The sequence below is a fragment of the Youhaiella tibetensis genome, assembly GCF_008000755.1.
In the GTDB taxonomy this organism is placed as follows: domain Bacteria; phylum Pseudomonadota; class Alphaproteobacteria; order Rhizobiales; family Devosiaceae; genus Paradevosia; species Paradevosia tibetensis.
In genome coordinates, this window is the sequence record NZ_CP041690.1 from 3,181,964 (window position 1) to 3,199,342 (window position 17,379).

The 17,379-nt window shown below is 64.6% G+C and carries 18 protein-coding genes; 7 read left to right on the forward strand and 11 right to left on the reverse strand.

All coding sequences use genetic code 11. The features are described 5' to 3' along the window. The first annotated feature begins 252 nt into the window (after window positions 1–252). A complete protein-coding gene (locus FNA67_RS15545) occupies window positions 253–2,547 on the forward strand; it encodes an OmpA family protein (RefSeq protein WP_147656794.1) in 2,295 nt (764 codons plus the stop codon). A 60-nt stretch (window positions 2,548–2,607) separates the two neighbouring features. Here FNA67_RS15545 and FNA67_RS15550 read toward each other — a convergent pair whose 3' ends face one another. The 3 genes from FNA67_RS15550 to FNA67_RS15560 form a co-directional block, all read right to left on the reverse strand. Then, window positions 2,608–2,901 (reverse strand): DUF4282 domain-containing protein, encoded by a 294-nt coding sequence (locus FNA67_RS15550; RefSeq protein WP_049706017.1) that lies wholly within the window; start codon window positions 2,899–2,901, stop codon window positions 2,608–2,610. Between the two features lie 62 nt (window positions 2,902–2,963). After that, window positions 2,964–3,281 carry an ArsR/SmtB family transcription factor gene (locus FNA67_RS15555; RefSeq protein ID WP_049706018.1) on the reverse strand — a complete coding sequence of 106 codons (318 nt, stop codon included), beginning with the start codon at window positions 3,279–3,281 and terminating at the stop codon, window positions 2,964–2,966. Further along, window positions 3,274–4,176 carry an alpha/beta hydrolase gene (locus FNA67_RS15560; RefSeq protein ID WP_147656796.1) on the reverse strand — a complete coding sequence of 301 codons (903 nt, stop codon included), beginning with the start codon at window positions 4,174–4,176 and terminating at the stop codon, window positions 3,274–3,276. Before FNA67_RS15560 ends, FNA67_RS15555 begins: the two co-directional genes overlap by 8 nt. A 155-nt stretch (window positions 4,177–4,331) precedes the next feature. Here FNA67_RS15560 and FNA67_RS15565 point away from each other — a divergent pair, with 155 nt between their 5' ends. Then, a complete protein-coding gene (locus tag FNA67_RS15565) occupies window positions 4,332–4,850 on the forward strand; it encodes a TIGR00645 family protein (protein ID WP_147656798.1) in 519 nt (172 codons plus the stop codon). Between the two features lie 97 nt (window positions 4,851–4,947). Next, window positions 4,948–5,409: a hypothetical protein gene (locus FNA67_RS15570; protein ID WP_147656800.1), complete on the forward strand. Its 462-nt coding sequence runs from the start codon at window positions 4,948–4,950 to the stop codon at window positions 5,407–5,409. An 80-nt stretch (window positions 5,410–5,489) separates the two neighbouring features. Here the strand turns inward: FNA67_RS15570 and FNA67_RS15575 are convergent, their stop codons facing one another. Continuing rightward, window positions 5,490–6,107, reverse strand: coding sequence for a GyrI-like domain-containing protein (locus FNA67_RS15575; RefSeq protein WP_244616365.1), 618 nt, complete (start codon window positions 6,105–6,107; stop codon window positions 5,490–5,492). Between the two features lie 111 nt (window positions 6,108–6,218). Between FNA67_RS15575 and FNA67_RS15580 the strand changes: the two genes are divergently transcribed. Then, entirely contained in the window at window positions 6,219–7,265 is a 1,047-nt protein-coding gene (locus FNA67_RS15580; RefSeq protein ID WP_147656802.1) for an LLM class flavin-dependent oxidoreductase, read from the forward strand. Here the strand turns inward: FNA67_RS15580 and FNA67_RS15585 are convergent. The 6 genes from FNA67_RS15585 to FNA67_RS15610 all read right to left on the reverse strand — a co-directional run bounded on the left by FNA67_RS15585 (window position 7,262) and on the right by FNA67_RS15610 (window position 13,297). After that, window positions 7,262–7,681: an OsmC family protein gene (locus FNA67_RS15585; protein ID WP_147656804.1), complete on the reverse strand. Its 420-nt coding sequence runs from the start codon at window positions 7,679–7,681 to the stop codon at window positions 7,262–7,264. The genes FNA67_RS15580 and FNA67_RS15585 overlap by 4 nt on opposite strands. Before the next feature lie 106 nt (window positions 7,682–7,787). Further along, window positions 7,788–8,012, reverse strand: coding sequence for a hypothetical protein (locus FNA67_RS15590; RefSeq protein ID WP_049706023.1), 225 nt, complete (start codon window positions 8,010–8,012; stop codon window positions 7,788–7,790). A 47-nt stretch (window positions 8,013–8,059) separates the two neighbouring features. Next, window positions 8,060–8,347 carry an HlyU family transcriptional regulator gene (locus FNA67_RS15595; protein ID WP_049706024.1) on the reverse strand — a complete coding sequence of 96 codons (288 nt, stop codon included), beginning with the start codon at window positions 8,345–8,347 and terminating at the stop codon, window positions 8,060–8,062. Window positions 8,348–8,411: 64 nt separating this feature from the next. Then, window positions 8,412–10,469, reverse strand: a complete 2,058-nt coding sequence (rpoD, locus tag FNA67_RS15600; RefSeq protein WP_049706025.1) for an RNA polymerase sigma factor RpoD — start codon at window positions 10,467–10,469, stop codon at window positions 8,412–8,414. A 180-nt stretch (window positions 10,470–10,649) separates the two neighbouring features. Further along, window positions 10,650–12,590, reverse strand: a complete 1,941-nt coding sequence (dnaG, locus tag FNA67_RS15605; protein WP_049706026.1) for a DNA primase — start codon at window positions 12,588–12,590, stop codon at window positions 10,650–10,652. A gap of 149 nt (window positions 12,591–12,739) precedes the next feature. Beyond that, complete coding sequence (locus FNA67_RS15610; protein ID WP_049706027.1) at window positions 12,740–13,297, reverse strand: DUF308 domain-containing protein; 558 nt, start codon at window positions 13,295–13,297, stop codon at window positions 12,740–12,742. A gap of 125 nt (window positions 13,298–13,422) precedes the next feature. Here FNA67_RS15610 and FNA67_RS15615 point away from each other — a divergent pair, with 125 nt between their 5' ends. Beyond that, window positions 13,423–14,316, forward strand: coding sequence for a YihY/virulence factor BrkB family protein (locus tag FNA67_RS15615; protein WP_147656806.1), 894 nt, complete (start codon window positions 13,423–13,425; stop codon window positions 14,314–14,316). A 77-nt stretch (window positions 14,317–14,393) separates the two neighbouring features. Further along, complete coding sequence (locus FNA67_RS15620) at window positions 14,394–15,566, forward strand: MFS transporter (RefSeq protein WP_049706029.1); 1,173 nt, start codon at window positions 14,394–14,396, stop codon at window positions 15,564–15,566. Between the two features lie 14 nt (window positions 15,567–15,580). On the opposite strand, the gene FNA67_RS15625 is transcribed toward FNA67_RS15620, so the two are convergent. After that, window positions 15,581–16,036 (reverse strand): GatB/YqeY domain-containing protein, encoded by a 456-nt coding sequence (locus tag FNA67_RS15625; protein WP_049706030.1) that lies wholly within the window; start codon window positions 16,034–16,036, stop codon window positions 15,581–15,583. Window positions 16,037–16,171: 135 nt separating this feature from the next. Between FNA67_RS15625 and carA the strand changes: the two genes are divergently transcribed. Next, on the forward strand, window positions 16,172–17,377 hold the full coding sequence (gene carA, locus FNA67_RS15630; protein WP_049706031.1) for a glutamine-hydrolyzing carbamoyl-phosphate synthase small subunit: 1,206 nt from the start codon (window positions 16,172–16,174) through the stop codon (window positions 17,375–17,377). Window positions 17,378–17,379: the final 2 nt, after the last annotated feature.

Here is a 17,379-nt window from a genome sequence, read left to right on the forward strand (position 1 = left end):
TGCCCTGCCCGCCAAAGCGCCTAGCACCTTTGGCGCGTAGGTGCCATGCCCGATGCCCAACTCGTGCCCGAATTGCCACGTCCGTTGCGCTCCATGCTCGGGGCGGGAACTGATCGCAAAGGCCCGCGTTTGCTGCTCTGAACGGGGCAAGCTCTCATAAAAACATGAGGATCGATTCGTTCAGGTCCGGTTCATGGCCGCCCCGAAATACTCACGGGCTGAATAAACAGTCCTAAGAAAAGGATGACATCAATGCGCCTTCGACACTGGCTCCTGACCGGCACCAGCCTCGGGCTTCTCGCCCTGGCTCCGGCCGGCATCGCCCGCGCCCAGGACGCTGCGCTCCAGGCCGCCTACGAGAACTACATCTCGGCTGCCTCCTCGGACGACGCCGACGCCAAGGCCGCCGCCGAGGCCGAGTTCCAGGCCGCCTGCTCGGCAGCCGGCATCGGCAGCATTCAGGAATGCATCAGCTCCATCCAGAACGGAGGCGCGCCCGCCGCTGCCCCGGCCGAAGAACCCGCACCCGCCCCTGAGGCCGCACCAGCCGAGCCTGCGCCCGCCGAGGAACCTGCACCGGCGCCCGAGCCCGAGGCCGCCCCGGCCGAAGAACCCGCGCCCGCCGCAGAGCCTGCCCCTGAGCAGCCTGCCGCCGAAGCTCCCGCCCCTGCGCCCGAAGCCGCCCCTGAGCCGGCTCCCGAGCAACCGGCTGCCGAGCCCGCTCCGGCCCCTGCCGAAGAGCTCGCTCCTGAACCCGCGCCGGCCGCCGAGCAGCCCGCGGCGCCCGAACCCGCGCCTGCTGAGCCCGCAGCCGAGCAACCGGCTGAACAGCAGCCTGCGCCCGCAGCGGAGCAGCCTGCCGAACAGCAGCCCGCACCCGCCGAGCAGCAGCCTGCCGCACCGGCCGCCGACATCTCCGGCGATCTCAATGCCGCGGTCGGCGACTATCAGAACGGCGTCGCCGCGCTGATCGAAGCCCAGACCAGTGGCGCCGACGTCACCGCCGCGCAGGGCCAGATCGCCGACGCCAAGGCGCGCATCGACGCGCTTTGCGTCCAGGGTGGCTTCGCCTCGACCGACGAATGCCTCGCCAATTTCGGCCTCAACCTGCCCAAGGTTCCGGCCAATCTCATGCCTGCCGAGCAGGCTCCCGCCGAACAGCCCGCCGCCGAGCAGCCTGCGACCGAACAGCCGGCCGCTGAGCAGCCCGCGGCCGAGCAGCCGACGCCTCCGCCGCCCGAGCAGGTGCAGAAGGAAATCGAGGCAAGCCCCGTTCTCACCGACCAGCCGACCGAGGACGTCACCAACCTGCCGGCCGACGTCAAGCCGGAAGAGGTGGCTCCGCTCCTCGACAGCGCCAAGGACGAGGTGACCAACATCGAGACCGGTGTCGGCCCGACCAAGGTCGCCGCTCCCGTCGAGGAAGCCGCGCCCCCGCCGGCAGACGACGCTGCCGCACAGGCCAAGCTCAACGTCGCTCCCGAGGAGATCAAGGCGACTGCCGCCGAGGAAGGCCAGCAGATCGACGCTCCGCCGCCGGTCGTCGTTCCGCAGAACGTGACGGTCATCAACAACACCACGACCAACGTCGTGAACAACGTCACGAACAACAACACGATCGTCAACAACAACACCAACGGCAACAACCAGCCCGGACGTCCGCAGCCTGGCGGCCGCCCGCAGCAGCCTCAGCAGCCCGCCGACCTCGGACAGATCATCTTCCAGATCGGCACCCAGCTCGTGATCACCAATCCGCAGCAGGAGCGCGACCGCTTCATCCAGCCGGACGACCAGACCTATTACGAGCAGCTCAGTGGAGGGCGCGTCCGCGAAACCGTGGAACGCCCGGACGGCTCCAAGGTCGTGACCATCCGCAACCGCTACGGCGAAGTGCTCCAGCGTTCGCGCATCACCCCCGACGGGCGTGAATACGTCCTGGCCTACTACGACCCGCGCGCCGACCGTGAGGACGAGGACCTGTTCTACCGCGACCCGGGCGCCGACCTGCCCCCGCTGCGCCTGAACATCCCAGTCAACCAGTACGTCATCGACGCCCGCAACTCGAACGAGCAGCAGATCGCGACCTTCTTCGAGCAGCCGCCCGTCGAGCAGGTCCGGCGCCTCTACACCATCGACGAGGTCAAGCGCTCGGCCCGTATCCGCGATAGCGTGCGCCGCCTCGAAGTGGGCAACCTCACCTTCGATACCGGTGCGGCCACCATCTCGCGTGATCAGGTTGCCTCGCTCGGCGACGTGGCTGCCGCCATGCAGGCCCTGCTCAAGCGCAACCCGGCCGAGACCTTCCTGATCGAAGGCCACACGGACGCGGTGGGTTCGGATCTCTCCAACCTCAAGCTCTCGGACCTGCGCGCCAATACGGTCGCCCGCATCCTCTCGGACTTCTACGATATCCCGCCCGAGAACCTGGCGACGCAGGGCTATGGCGAGCGCTACCTGAAAGTCAAGACCCAGGCGGCCGAGCGTGAGAACCGCCGCGTCACCATCCGGCGCATCACCCCGCTCATCACCCCGATCGCCAGCCGCTAAGGCCCGACGACTGCTCAAAAAGAAGAAGGCCGGACACCTGTCCGGCCTTTTTGCTTGCTCTCAGAGCCCCGTCTTGCGATCCCGGATTTCCTTGAGAATATCGTGGATGGAAAACACTACCGTCCACAGCTCGACGGTAATACGCCACACCAGCACCCCGACGGCGCCGCCGATCAGCGCCCCGACCAACCCTACCAGGCCGCCGCCGAAATTGTTCTGCGCAATCCCTGCAAAGAGCGCGCCCAGCGCCCCGAGCACGGAAAACAGCGCGATCAGCACAAGACCGATGTAGTAGATGATCTTGGTGACCTGCGGAAAAATGAACTCGTCGAATTTCAGAAGTTTCTCAAGCATCGCTAACCCTCATTGCTGAATGCGACGCGAGCCTAACACCACGATCTGTCTGCCAAAACCCGCTAGCGCGCGCTTTTCCTGCGCTGGGCGAGCGTGCCCATCGGCGTCGCATCGAACCGCTCGAGCCAGCGGATCGCCACCGCCCGCAGCGGCACCGGGTTGAGAAAGTGCAGCCGCTCGCGCCCGCTCTTCTCGCTGAGCACCAGGTTGGCCGTCTCCAGTTGCTTGAGATGCTTGGTCACTGCCTGCCGGCTGATCGTCAGCCCATCGCACAATTGCGACAGCGTCTGCCCGTTCCTGGCCTGGAGCCGCGTCAGGATCAGGCGTCGGCACGGGTCCGCCAGGGCCGTGAAAATGGCCTCCCGGTCGCTCTCACTCATCGCCGGTGCCGAACGCCGCTTTCACGAAGTCGCCGATCTCCGCGATCGCATCATTGGCCTCGGGCACGTCGGGCACGGCATGGTGGAACACATGCCAGAGTTCGGGCCAGACCTTGAGCGTCACCTTGCAGCCCGCCGCCTGCGCCCGCTCGGCGAAGAGCGTGCTGTCGTCCACCATCACTTCCCCGCCACCGGCGTGGATCAGCATCGGCGGCAGCCCGGCAAGGTCGGCGAACATCGGGGAGGCCATCGGGTCGCGCGGATCGCGGCGCCCCGCATACCACTCCCCCGCCCGCCGCAACCGCTCCGGATTGATGATCGGATCGTTGTCGCGCAGGCGCTCGTAGGACCGGGAGGAAACCGTCAGGTCCGTCCACGGCGCCAGCAGCACGGCAGCCCGGGGCATCTCCGCGCCTGCCTCGCGCAGGGCCAGCAGCATCGAAAGCGCCAGCCCACCGCCCGCCGAGTCTCCGCCCACCACGATGTCGGATGGCTTGAAGCCCTCGCTGAGCAGCCAGCCGAAGGCCAGCAGTGCATCCTTGACCGCTGCCGGAAACGGATGCTCGGGCGCCAGCCGATAGTCGGGCAGCAGCAGCTTCATACCGGTGGCCCGCGCCAGGTAGGCGGCCAGCTTGCGATGCGTCTTGGGCGAGCCGGCGTTGTAGCCCCCGCCATGCAGGAACAGGAATACCCGGCGCGGATTGGCGTCGGGCATCTCCACCCATTCGGCCGGAACTCCGCCCGCTATCGCCGGCCTGAATTGCGCGCCCTCGGGCAATTCCAGCTTGGCCGCGTCCGCTTCCCAGTTGCGCCTGGCCGTTGCCAGCGGCACGTCCTCGCCATTGCGCTCGGCAAACAGCCGCGCGATTTCCATATGCGCTTCCGGACTCGCCATGCTGACCCTCTCCCGCCCCGCATCACTGTGCGTGGCGCCAACCGGGAACGCAACACGACAAACTGGCCGCCTTGTGGCGCCTTGCCGCAATCCACTGTCTTGAACGCCATCGCGAATCTGAGGAATTTCCGCGCCTGCTTTTTGCCGGAGACATCATGAAGCGCCTCGAGCTTCTCATCGAAAAGATCATCCTCGCCTCGCGTTGGCTGCTGGTGATCTTCTACCTGGGCCTTACCGTGGCTCTGGCCGTCTACGCGGTCTCGTTCGGCGGCAAGCTCTGGGAGTTCCTGATGAAGGTCAATTCCCTGGAGGACACCGATACCATCCTCAAGATGCTGGGCCTGATCGACGCCGGACTCGTGGCCAGCCTGGTGGTGATGGTGATCATCTCGGGCTACGAGAATTTCGTCTCCCAGTTCGATGACCAGCAGGACGTCCACTGGCTCGGCCAGATCGATGCCGGCTCCCTCAAGATCAAGGTTGCCTCCACCATCGTGGCGATTTCCTCGATCCACTTGCTCCAGATTTTCCTCAATCTGCCGCAGTACTCGACCGAACAATTGCTCTGGTACACCATCATCCATCTGGCCTTTGTGGTGTCCGCCCTATTCTTGGCCATTATTGACCGCATTTCCGCCAAGAAGGGCGACAAGGAAAAAGCGCCATCCCTTTGATTTTCATTTAGAAACACCCTCGATCACAAAAAAGGGAACTATTAAAACAAGCCGGCGTTTCTTTCCGCATAGCAGATGCAACACACGGAGAGACATCATGGCTAATCCGGACCGTGACCCGCTTTATAGCGACAACGCTAACGCCAACCGGACGACCTACACCCGGGAAGGCAACGGTACCGGCTGGTTCATCGGCATCATCGTGGTGCTGGCCCTTCTGGCAATCGGCTACCTGGTATTCTCGTCCAATTCCGGCCCGTCCCAGGTCGGTACGACGCCCAGCACCAGCCCGGCGGTGACGGCTCCGGCCGATAATCCGACGACCCCGGCTGCGCCGAGCACCGATACCAACACCACCCCGATGGCACCGAGCACGGATACGACGACCACTACCCCGGCCGCGCCGACCACCGACACCAATACCACCCCGATGACTCAGACTCCGGCGACGACGCCGAGCACTGACACCACCACCACCACTACGACCACCCCGGCCGCGCCTGCCGACACGACTGCCCCTGCCGATACCACTACGCCTGCGGCTCCGGCGGCCCAATAATAAGAACAACTCCTCCCCAGCTTCAGTCCCTCCCTCTGAAGCAGTTGCAAGCCCCGGTCGCACGCCGGGGCTTGTTTTTGTCAGAGCGGTCTGACCGGTTGGCGCAGCACCGTCTTGAGCTTTTCGGGCGCCGTCTTGCGCGGGTCGGAGAGATAGATCTCGTGGTGGTGCCCGTTGAACACGAGCCCACGCGCCGGCATCACCTCCTCGTGGAGACGCCTGAGCGTTGGGGCTTCCTCGTCATAGCGCCCGATGTGGAGGATCTGGAGCGAAGGGCCTTCCACGTATGGCTCGAGCCGCAGGCTCGCCGGTGGCTCGCCGAGCTTGCGCCGCGCCTTTTCCACCGCGCTCTCATAGAGGTCGCGCGTGGCGAAATCGGGTACCATGATCATCAGCGTCCAGCGCCAGCGCGCCTTGTCGCCCGTTGCGAAGCTCGTCATGTCGTCGGCCCACCACAGGCCCTCGAGCGGCGGCACGACATAGTCCCGGCCCGTCGCCTCCCGCACCGCGAACTTGAGCCCATAGCTGACCGCATAGAGCCACTCCACCGCACGCACGTACTCGGGCGCCTCGTTGGGATTGCCCTGCCCATCGACCTTGATGAAGGTCATCTTCGGCACGTCCACCATCGCGAAGTCCTTCGCGCTCGGCTGATAGAACGTCTTGAGGCTTTTTCGGAAGTCGATCTTCTCGCCCAAACTTCCCTCCCTGCCTGGCCCGCGCCCTCGTGGGGACGGTTACCATATTGTGCCGTCTTGATGCCTCCGGCGCGACACGCCATTTCTGGCGCTAACCGAAAGGAAAACGTCATGCAACTCGGCCTTTACTCCTTCGCGGAGAACACGCCCGATCCGCTGAACCGGGACCGCCTGCAGTCGCCCGCCGATCGCCTCAAGGACCTCCTCGAGGAGATCGAGCTGGCCGATCAGCTCGGCCTCGACTTCTACGGCCTGGGCGAGCACCACCGTCCCGATTTCGTGGCCTCCTCGCCCGTCACCATCCTCGCCGCGGCCGCCGCGCGCACCAAATCCATCCGCCTCTCGACGGCCGTCACCGTATTGAGCTCGGACGACCCGATCCGCGTATACCAGCAGTTTTCCACGCTCGACCTGCTCTCGAACGGCCGGGCCGAGATCATGGCCGGGCGCGGCTCGTTCATCGAGAGCTTCCCCCTCTTCGGCTACGATCTCAACGACTACGATGCCCTGTTCGAGGAAAAGCTCGCCGAGCTTCTCGAGATCCGCAAGGGCGGCAAGGTCACGTGGCCAGGTTCGGATCACACCAAGCCGATCCCGGGCATCGAGATCTATCCCAAGCCGGTACAGAACCCCATTCCGCTCTGGATCGCAGTGGGCGGTACCCCCAATTCGGTGGCTCGCGCCGCCTATTACGGCGTGCCCCTGATGATCGCCATCATCGGCGGCCAGCCGCGCCAGTTCGCCCCGCTCGTCCAGTTCTATCGCGAGACCGCCGAGAAGACCGGCAAGGACCCTGCAAGCCTGCCCGTCGGTATTTCCTCGCACGGCTTCATCGCCGAGAACTCGCAGGATGCCATCGACATCGCCTTCCCCTCCCACCACGCCGCCATGTCCAGGATCGGGCGTGAGCGCGGTTGGGCGCCCGGCACCAAGGACCAGTTCGTCGCCGGCGCGCGGCCCGAAGGCGCCTATTTCATGGGGAGCCCGCAGGAGGTCATCGACAAGATCCTCATGCAGCACGAATGGTTCAGGCACGATCGCTTCGGCCTGCAACTGAGCGTGGGCACGGTGCCCCATGACAAGGTGATGAAAGCGATCGAGCTCTTCGGCACCGTGGTCAAGCCGGCCATCGACAAGGCCCTTGGCCCCTCGCGCTAAGCCGGTTCGGCGTCGTTTTCCCCGCGGCGCCGCATCGTCCCGCTGATCGGGATCGCCAGGGCGAGCGTGTTGACTACCTCGCCATGCTTGCGCACCACCGAGTGCAGGCGGTCGAGCTGCGCCTGCGGCTCGTCCGTCTCCACTTCTATTTCGTAGCTGATGGCGACGATTTCGGGGGGATAGGATTGGCTCAGGGCGCGCACGTCGACCGTGACTTCCTGGTACCCCATATCCGGCAGATAACGCTCCACGCTTGCCAGCAGGCAAGCGGCGACCGAGGCGAGAAGCAGGTCCACGGCGCCGAAGCTCCGCAGGGTTCCGCCCGGATCAGTGCTGAAACTCAGCGCTGCGTCTTTGCACTTGGCCAGCGAACCTTGCTTGCCGGTTCTTCTGGCACTCAGACTGTACTTAACCATAGGGTTGGCCCAATCTCCCCCCGGTGATTGGACGTCTCCTATATCAATACTCGTGGCTTCAAGGAAACTAAATTGAGTATTGCTTTTTCAAGGAGCGGAAGGGTGTTTACTTCCCTGCCGAACGCTTGAGCGACTTGATCTGGAGCGGCGGAAGCCCTGACTTTTCGGCGATGCTGCGGTCCTGTTCCATGATCACTTCACGTGCCGGTTCATCCCCATCGAGCCCACCCAGCACGTCCGCCGGCACACGCCGATTTGAACGCTGGCTGCCGTCCTCGTAGATGACGTCGAACAATACGAATTCGGTCCGAGCAGTCGGTTTCTTGGCCATCATGGCCTCCTGTTCTGATTATTTCGGGTGCCGGAACGGCGGCCCGTTTAGCTGAAGAGCTTGTCGCCCTGCTCGTCCACGAGCTGACGGCCCTTGGCCAGCGACAGGCTCGTCGCGTCTTCCCGCGACGAAAACTTGTCGGCGCGCACGAACTTGTAGGTCTTGAGCTCGCCGCCGATTTCTTTCTCGATGGTGCCGGCCAGCTGGTGCTCGCTACCCGAGGACATGGCGATCGCCTTGATCACGAACCCCTTGTAGTCCTCCTGGGCCAGCGCCTTGTCGCCCTGGGGCGCCTCGGACTTGCTTCCACCGAACAGGGACTTCAAAAACGACATCGGGTTCTCCTCCATAAGACAAAGGCGGCCATGGCCGCCTTTGTAGATACTTTCAGGGTTCGGCCTAGTTATCCAGGAAGCTGCGCAGCTTGCGCGACCGGCTCGGGTGCTTGAGCTTGCGCAGCGCCTTGGCTTCGATCTGGCGGATACGTTCGCGCGTCACCGAGAACTGCTGGCCCACTTCCTCCAGGGTATGGTCCGTGTTCATGCCGATGCCGAAGCGCATGCGCAGCACGCGTTCCTCGCGCGGGGTCAGCGAAGCCAGCACGCGGGTCGTCGTCTCGCGCAGGTTCGACTGGATCGCCGCATCGATCGGCTGGATGGCGTTCACGTCCGGGATGAAATCGCCCAGGTTCGAATCTTCCTCATCGCCGATCGGCGTCTCGAGCGAGATCGGCTCCTTGGCGATCTTGAGGACCTTGCGGACCTTGTCGAGCGGCATCTGCAGCTTCTCGCTCAGCTCCTCGGGCGTCGGCTCGCGGCCGATCTCGTGGAGCATCTGGCGGCTCGTGCGCACGATCTTGTTGATCGTCTCGATCATGTGCACCGGAATACGGATGGTGCGCGCCTGATCGGCGATCGAGCGGGTGATCGCCTGCCGGATCCACCAGGTCGCATAGGTCGAGAACTTGTAGCCGCGCCGGTACTCGAACTTGTCGACCGCCTTCATCAGGCCGATATTGCCTTCCTGGATCAGGTCCAGGAACTGCAGGCCGCGGTTCGTGTACTTCTTGGCGATCGAGATCACCAGGCGAAGGTTGGCTTCCACCATTTCCTTCTTGGCGATAGCGGCCTCGCGCTCGCCCTTCTGCACCTTGTGGACGATGCGGCGATATTCGGTGATGTCCAGGCCCGTCTCGGTCGCAAGCGTGGAGATCTCGCCGCGGATTTCGTTGACGGTATCGAGCTCGCGCCGGATGAACTCGGCCCAGCCCTTGCCATCGCGGCCGCCCACGGCTTCCGTCCAGGTCGGGTCGACTTCCGAGCCGTAATAGGCCTGCAGGAACTCGTCGCGCTTGATGCCGTAGCTTTCGGCCAGGCGCAGCAGGCGACCTTCCAGGCGCACCAGGCGCTTGTTGATGTCGTAGAGCTGCTCGACGAGGCTCTCAATGCGGCTGGCATTGAGCGAGAGCGACTTGACGTCCGCGATCACCTCGCCGCGCAGCGTATCCACCTTCTTGACGTCGGCGGCGCTGGAGGTCTTGAGCGCGGCGCGGTCCTCGGCGTGCTGGTCCTGGAGCAGGCGCATCTTGCCATAGGCTTCGGCGATACGGTCGAACGTCTCCACCACCTGCGGCTTGAGCTCGGCTTCCATGGCCGAGAGCGACAGCGAATTCTCGAAGTCGTCGTCTTCCTCTTCCACCGGATCCTGGGGCGCCTGCGGCTCCTCGGGGACGTAGTCGTCATCGTCGTCGCCGGAGCTGGCGCGCTTCTTGGGCGCCTCCTTGGCAGGCTTGGCCTCGGCAGCCGGAGCCTTCTCGACCTCGGCCTGCACCACCGGGGCCGCCTGCTTGGCGTCGGGGCCGGCATAGGTGGCTTCCAGGTCGATGATGTCGCGCAGCAGGATTTCGCCCTGGGCGAGCTGGTCGCGCCAGATGATGATGGCCTGGAAGGTCAGCGGGCTTTCGCACAGGCCCGCGATCATGGTCTCACGGCCGGCCTCAATGCGCTTGGCGATGGCGATTTCGCCCTCGCGGCTGAGCAGCTCCACCGAGCCCATCTCGCGCAGGTACATGCGCACCGGATCGTCGGTGCGGTCGCTGCCTTCGCGGGTGTTGGACTTGCTGGCGACCGCCGTCCCCGTGCGTTCGGCGACTTCGGTGCTCTCTTCGTCGGAATCGGGCTCGGCCTCTTCGACCTCATCCTCGTCGACGACGTTGATGCCCATGTCCGAGAACATGGCCATGATGTCTTCGATCTGTTCGGACGTGACTTCCTCGGATGGCAGAACCGAGTTCACTTCCTCATAGGTGACATAGCCGCGTTTCTTGGCGACCTTGATCAGCTTCTTGACCGCGGCATCGGAAAGGTCGAGTGGCGAGGTATCCGGAGTCTCGGGGGCGGACCCGGCTTCCGGCTTCTCGGTTTCTTTCTTGTTCGCGCTTGCTGCCTTAGTGGCCATCTGATGCTCCCTGGCCCCGTTAGTTCGTCGGGTGCCGGCAATGCTCATAAGTGGGGATAGCTCAAGGAAAGATAAAGGAGTGGTAAACCAGCAGTTAACGGAGCCGGTTCCGCGTTCGCATTCGGAAGTGATTCGCTCATAAGCGAAACCGTGCGACGCGCCGCTCCCAGGGCCTATTCCCTAGAAACTGCGTGTTGCACGTCCCGATAGCGAACCAAATCCTTCGATCAATGCCTCTGTGCCATCGACAGTGGTTATCTGGTTCTGGATGTCCCGCAGCCTCTCAAAGGTTTCTTCGCTCGGGTCTTCGCCCAGCGCCAACTCGGCTGCTTTCAATTCCCTATTTAGCTGAACTTTCTTGTTATGCAAGGCTAGCGCGTGCGCAAGGCCGGTTTCCGCGTCGGTTTGTGCGATTTCTTCGCCGATTTGCCACACGCCCTGCCGGGCCAGCAGCCGCCGCATGCGCTCGAGCGGCTCGCCGAACCCGCGCACGCCCAGCGCCGCGATCAATGCTTCGCGATCGATCTCGTGATCGTGCGACACCAGGTCGAGGATGGTGGTCAGCAGGCCCCGCGCATTGGGCGTTTCGAAGTCGAGCGCCGCCAGCATTTCGAGCCGGGCCTCGGCCAGTTGCGGGTGGTTGACGAGGCTGAGGATGATGGTGGCCTCGCGCGGCGTCGCATCGGCCGTCAGCCCTGGCTTGAGCAGCCGCGAATTGCGCAGCGTATCGGAGACCACCAGCCGCGGCGTACCGCGGGCCGAGGTGCCCCTGTTGCCGCCCTGCCGGAAATTGCCCTTTCCGCCGCCTTGCCGCCCCTCGAACCGGGCGGCACGCGCCGGCGCGAAAAACGCCTGCAGCTTCTCGTCGAACGCCTGCATGTAGTGGCGCTTGACCGAGGCGTCGGCGATCGAATTGGCGCGCTCGCGCAGCCGTGCCTCGAGCGCCGCGCGCGCCTCTGGCGTCTCGGGCAGCACCCCGCGCGTCTCGATGTTCCAGACCGTGTCCGACAGCGTTACCGCCCGCTCGATCACGTCGGCAAAAGCGTCCCGCCCGTGTTTCTTGATCAGGTCGTCCGGATCGAGCCCTTCGGGAAGCGTGGCGATCTTGACCGTCTGTCCGGGTTTGAGCAGCGGCAGCACGATGCCTGCCGCCCGTTCGGCGGCGCGCTGGCCGGCGCTGTCGCCGTCAAAGCACAGTACCGGGCAGTCGCTCATGCGCCAGAGCAGCGCGGCGTGCTCTTCGGTCATCGCGGTACCCAGCGGCGCCACGGCCCCCTCGAACCCGGCCATCACCGCAGAGATGACGTCGAGATAGCCCTCGACCACGATCACGGTCTTGCCGTCATGGGCCGCCTGCCGCGCCGATTGGCCGTTATAGAGCGTTTGCCGCTTGTGGAAGAGTTCGGTCTCGGGCGAGTTGAGATACTTGGCCGGCACGTCCGGCGACATGGCGCGCCCGCCGAAGGCGATCACCCGCCCGCGGAAATCGGTGATCGGGAACATCACGCGGTTGCGGAAGCGGTCATAGGGCAGCGGGTTGTCCTCGCGCACCACCACCAGCCCGGTATCCACCATCTCCTGGGCCGTCACCCCGTTGAGCGCCAGGTGCTCCTTGAGCCCGTTGCTGCTGTCCGGGGCGAAACCGAGCCGGAACCGCGCCTGCGCCTGCGCCGAAACCCCGCGCTCGAAAAGATAGCCGCGCGCCCGCGCCCCGATATTGTGGACCAGCGCCGCCTCGAAATACTTGGTCGCCAGTTCCATCACGTCATAGAGCGAGCGCCGCGCCGCTTCGCGCTGCTCGCTGCGCTCGTCGCGCGCCGGCATCGGCACGCCCGCCATCCCGGCCAGGCGCTCTACCGCCTCCGGAAAGCTCATGCCGGTCTTTTCGGTCAGGAACCGGAAATGGTCGCCATGGGCGCCACACCCGAAGCAGTGATAGCTGCCGCGCCGGTCGTCGGCATGGAAACTCGGGCTTTTCTCGCCATGGAACGGGCAGCACGCCCAGAAGTCGCCGCGACCCGGCTGGCTCTTGCGCTTGTCCCACAGAACGTGCTCGCCCACCACCTGCGAAATCGGCAGGCGCTGACGGATTTCATCCAGGAAGCTGTCGGAGAAGCGCATGAGGGATAAGTAAGCGTCCGCTCCCGCCTTGTCACCCGCGACAAACGCGGTTTTTGGCCTCAGGGACCGAAGTTATCCCCGCTGTCCTTCAGTACGCCAGGATTGCTGGCGGGCAGAAGGCGGGAGGGAGCCCTCCCGCCAGTGAGCGCTCACACCCGGCGCAACTGCCAGGCCAGGTAGAGCTGGAAGAGCCCATAGAGCAGCACCAGCAGCCCGACCAGCCGCACCACGATCGTGGCGCTCGTCAGCGGCATGACCATGATCAGCACGCCGAACGCGATATAGGCGATGCCGCTCAGGATCGACGGCCAATAGGCTCCTTCCCGCATGAGCTTGCGGCTGATGAAGGCGACATAGACTTCGAGCGCCCCCACGACCACGGCCAGGATCCCCACGATCCAGACGATGGCCGAAACCCCGATGGATGCCGAGGTCATGGGGAACGACACCACCAGGATGCCGGCGATCACCGCCAGCAGCTGCCGGCTGACCGATGCCCAGAAGCTCTGCGTCCGCTTGCCGCCGAAGAGCAGGCCCCAAAGTCCGAGGCCGCCATCGATGATCATGAGCGCGCCACCGATCATCACCAGGGTCGCCAGCGCCAGCAATGGCGCGAAGAGGGCCAGCAGCCCCGCCACCACCATGACCGCGCCGCGAATGGCAATCGCCCAGAAGCCAGAAGACTGGCCGTCGACTATATCCGTCATTGTACCCTCCGACCTATTATAACGTTGCAGTATATGCCGGATTTCTGCTTTGACCATCGCAGAACTTCGCTACATTTGCCTTGGCAGCGCCCCCCAGACGACGCCGTGCGGACTAAGGAAGAGCGATGACACCTCACACCGACGCCCACCATCAGTCGGCCGCGCACCCGTCCCCCACGCGCCACCGCTGGCTGAACGTTCTCTGGCGCATATTCCTGCAGCTGTTCGACATGGATACCGCGCTGCGCTGCGCCGGCGCCTCGTTCTTCACCTTCCTCTCGCTGTTCCCGGCCCTGGCCATCCTTGTCTTCTCCTTCGGGCTGCTGGTAACCGAGCAGTTCATCCAGGATGCCATCGAGCGGCTGCGCGGCCTGGTTCCGAGCGAAGTCCTCAACCTGGTGCAGGGCCAGTTGCTCAACCTCGTGAACGAGCCCACCCAGAATCTCAGCGTCGGCCTTGCCATTTCCGCCGCCGTTGCCCTCTGGAGCGGATCGCGCGGCATCAACGCCTTGATCTATGCCGTCTCGCGCACCCATCCGGGCAAGGATCGCCGCTCGCTCATCGGCAGCATCATCATCTCGTTTCTCGTTACCCTGGTGGCCGGCTTCTGCCTTGTCGTCAGCCTGACGCTCATCGCCGCCCTGCCGGCTTTTTTCAAGCTACCCTTCCTCGTCATCGACCCGGGCCTGGTGTTGTTGATCCGCTGGCCGATCCTGCTGTTTCTGGCCGCGCTCGGCTTTGCCGCCTTCTATCGCTTCGCCCCGGACCGGCGACCGCGCAAGGCCCGCTGGATCTGGCCCGGCGCCATCATCGCTGCCCTCGCCTGGATCGTGGTGAGCGCTCTCTTCTCCTTCTACGTCGAGAACTTCGGTCATTACGACGTGACCTTCGGCACCCTGACGGCTGCCGTCATCCTCATGCTCTGGCTCTACAATTCCGTCCTGATCCTGGTGGCGGGGGCCATCATCAACGCCCAGCTCGAATACGCTTTCGCCCATCCCCTGCCGGCACCCCATTGATTGCCTTGGCGGAATAGATATAAAGACATCTTTATATCGTTATAGAAAGCCGCCACCTCATAGTCGGACATGCCCTCATGCCCTTGCCCCTGATAGCGCTTTTCCTCACGGCCTTTGGAATCGGCACCGCCGAATTCGTCATCGCCGGGCTCCTGCCCGAGGTCTCGACCGATCTGGGCGTTTCCATACCCACGGCCGGCTTTCTCATCACCGCCTATGCCATCGGCGTCGCGGTGGGCGGGCCGATCGTCACGCTGCTCACGGCGCGCTTCTCGCGCAAGGCCACTATCCTCGCCCTGGTGGCGGCCTTTACCATCGGCCAGGCCCTCTGCGCCCTCGCTCCCACCTATCCTCTGCTGATGGCCGCGCGCCTGCTGGTATCGGTCGGCCACGGCGCCTTCTTCGGCGTGGCCGCGATCGTCGCCACGCGCCTGGTCCCGCCGGAAAAGGCAGGCAGCGCCGTGGCCATGCTGCTTGCCGGCATCACCGTCGCCAACATCCTGGGCGTCCCCGGCGGCACCGCCATCGGCAACATGTTCGGCTGGCGCGCCACCTTCTGGGCCGTCGGCCTGCTCGGCCTTGCTTCGCTCCTCGCCACCGCGATCCTGCTGCCCGCCGACCAGCCCGAAGCCGCGCACGAACGCACCAGCATCGCGGCCCAGTTCAAGGTACTCGGCCGGCCGGTGATCTTCCTCTCCTTTGCGGTGATCATCGTCGCCATGATCGGCCAGTTCGCGGTCTTCACCTACATCGCGCCCTACCTCATCACCGTCACGCAGGTGCCGCAGGACCTCGTGCCGTGGCTGCTCCTGCTCTTCGGGCTGGGCTCGACCGCCGGTGTCTTCGCGGGCGGCCGGCTGGCCGACTGGAAGCTGATGCCCTCGCTGCTCGGCATGCTTGTTGCACTCGCCATCGTCTATGCCGCCATGGCGCTTTCCAGCTACAACGCCATCGCGATGGGCATCTGCATCCTGCTCTGGTCGGGCCTGAGCTTCGGCTTCGGCGCGCCGGTGCAGACGCGCATTCTCAAGGCGGCCGCGGACGCGCCTAACCTCGCCTCCCCGCTTATTCCCACCGCCTTCAACCTCGGCATCGCGCTTGGCGCCTCCATCGGGGCGGCCGCGCTTGAACAGGGCTGGGGCTATGTCAGCCTGCCCTGGATCGGCTGCGTCGTCTCGGTCGCAGCCGCCGTCATTGCGCTCATGTCCTGGAATGCCGGCCAGCCCAGGGGCGCGCCGGCGACCACTTAAGGCCGCGAGAGAACTCAGCCGTTGCTGAGCGCCGCCTTCACCTTGCCGCTCGCCTTGCCGAAATCGATCCGGCCGGGATAATCGATCTTGAGCTGGCCGATGACCTTGCCCATGTCCTTGGGACCTTCGGCGCCCACCATCTTGATGGCCGCGGCAATGGCCGCATCGACTTCCTCGTCCGTCAGCCCCTTGGGCAGGAACTCGTTGAGGATGTCGATCTCTTCCTTTTCGATGGTGGCCAGGTCCGTCCGGCCGGCCTGCGCATAGATCGCGAAGCTTTCCTCGCGCTGTTTCACCATCTTCTGGAGAATCACCAGGATCTCCTCGTTCGTCGCCGGCCCGCGATTCTCCTGCCGAATGGCGATGTCCTTGTCCTTGATGGCCGAATTGATCAACCGGAGCGTGGCCGTCCGCCGGGTATCGCGCGCCTTGAGGGCTTCCTTGAGGCTTTCGCTGATCTGTTCACGCATGGCTGTTCTCCTCTTGCCGGGGCCTGATGAGGGACCATATAGCGCAATAGCGACGCATTGCCACTTGCGCGGCGATGCCTCGGCTTCTATGAGGAAGCCTCAATCGACATCTGCGCAGAACCTTGGAGACCCACCGTGACCGGCTGGCAGCAATCCCCCGCGACCGCACTCTTGATCCTGGCGGATGGGACGCGCCTTGAGGGCCGTGGCATCGGCGCGATCGGCCACGCCGCCGGCGAGGTCTGTTTCAACACCGCCATGACGGGCTACCAGGAAATCCTCACCGATCCTTCCTATGCCGGCCAGATCATCACCTTCACTTTCCCCCACATCGGCAACGTGGGCGCAAACGACGAAGACATCGAGACCGTCAACATGGCCGCCCTCTCGGGCGTCCGTGGCGTCGTGCTCAAGGCCGACATCACCAACCCCTCGAACTACCGCGCCGTCCAAAAGCTCGACGCCTGGCTCAAGGCTCGCAACATCATCGGCATCGCCGGCATCGACACCCGGGCCCTGACCGCCCGCATCCGTGAGAACGGCATGCCGAACGGCGTCATAGCCCATTCGCCCGACGGCTACTTCCACGAGCCCTCGATCACGGCCGAGCTCAATGCCTTCCCGGGCCTTGAAGGCCTCGACCTTGCCAAGGAAGTCACCACCGCCCAGACCTACCACTGGGACCAGACCCGCTGGGAATGGAACAAGGGTTACGGCAAGCTCGAGAACCCCGAATTCCACATCGTCGCCATCGACTACGGCGCCAAGCGCAACATCCTGCGCTCGCTGGCCGATCAGGGCGCCAGGGTCACCGTAGTGCCCGCCACGGCCACGGCCGCCGATGTGCTCGCCCACAATCCCGATGGTGTCTTCCTCTCGAACGGCCCCGGCGATCCGGCCGCGACCGGCAAGTATGCCGTCCCGACCATCCAGAAGCTGATGGAAACCGGCAAGCCGATCTTCGGCATCTGCCTGGGCCACCAGTTGCTTGGGCTGGCGCTCGGCGGCAAGACCTCCAAGATGCACCAGGGCCACCACGGCGCCAATCACCCGGTCAAGGACCTGACCACCGGCAAGGTCGAGATCACCTCTATGAACCACGGCTTCGCTGTCGATTCGGACACCCTGCCCGCCGGCGTCTCGCAGACCCATATCTCGCTCTTCGACGGCTCCAATGCCGGTCTAGCGGTCGAAGGCAAGCCGATCTTCTCGGTCCAGTATCACCCCGAGTCGAGCCCCGGCCCGCATGACAGCCACTACCTCTTCACGCGCTTCCTCAATCACGTGCGCGCGCAGAAGGGCATGGAGCAGAAGCCCGAGCATCCCAAAGTCGAAGCCTGATC

Coding starts and splice junctions, on each gene's coding strand:
- FNA67_RS15545 (WP_147656794.1), top strand. CDS start 253: ATGCGCCTTCGACACTGGCTCCTGACCGGCACCAGCCTCGGGCTTCTC.
- FNA67_RS15550 (WP_049706017.1), bottom strand. CDS start 2,901: ATGCTTGAGAAACTTCTGAAATTCGACGAGTTCATTTTTCCGCAGGTC.
- FNA67_RS15555 (WP_049706018.1), bottom strand. CDS start 3,281: ATGAGTGAGAGCGACCGGGAGGCCATTTTCACGGCCCTGGCGGACCCG.
- FNA67_RS15560 (WP_147656796.1), bottom strand. CDS start 4,176: ATGGCGAGTCCGGAAGCGCATATGGAAATCGCGCGGCTGTTTGCCGAG.
- FNA67_RS15565 (WP_147656798.1), top strand. CDS start 4,332: ATGAAGCGCCTCGAGCTTCTCATCGAAAAGATCATCCTCGCCTCGCGT.
- FNA67_RS15570 (WP_147656800.1), top strand. CDS start 4,948: ATGGCTAATCCGGACCGTGACCCGCTTTATAGCGACAACGCTAACGCC.
- FNA67_RS15580 (WP_147656802.1), top strand. CDS start 6,219: ATGCAACTCGGCCTTTACTCCTTCGCGGAGAACACGCCCGATCCGCTG.
- FNA67_RS15585 (WP_147656804.1), bottom strand. CDS start 7,681: ATGGTTAAGTACAGTCTGAGTGCCAGAAGAACCGGCAAGCAAGGTTCG.
- FNA67_RS15590 (WP_049706023.1), bottom strand. CDS start 8,012: ATGGCCAAGAAACCGACTGCTCGGACCGAATTCGTATTGTTCGACGTC.
- FNA67_RS15595 (WP_049706024.1), bottom strand. CDS start 8,347: ATGTCGTTTTTGAAGTCCCTGTTCGGTGGAAGCAAGTCCGAGGCGCCC.
- rpoD (WP_049706025.1), bottom strand. CDS start 10,469: ATGGCCACTAAGGCAGCAAGCGCGAACAAGAAAGAAACCGAGAAGCCG.
- dnaG (WP_049706026.1), bottom strand. CDS start 12,590: ATGCGCTTCTCCGACAGCTTCCTGGATGAAATCCGTCAGCGCCTGCCG.
- FNA67_RS15610 (WP_049706027.1), bottom strand. CDS start 13,297: ATGACGGATATAGTCGACGGCCAGTCTTCTGGCTTCTGGGCGATTGCC.
- FNA67_RS15615 (WP_147656806.1), top strand. CDS start 13,423: ATGACACCTCACACCGACGCCCACCATCAGTCGGCCGCGCACCCGTCC.
- FNA67_RS15620 (WP_049706029.1), top strand. CDS start 14,394: ATGCCCTTGCCCCTGATAGCGCTTTTCCTCACGGCCTTTGGAATCGGC.
- FNA67_RS15625 (WP_049706030.1), bottom strand. CDS start 16,036: ATGCGTGAACAGATCAGCGAAAGCCTCAAGGAAGCCCTCAAGGCGCGC.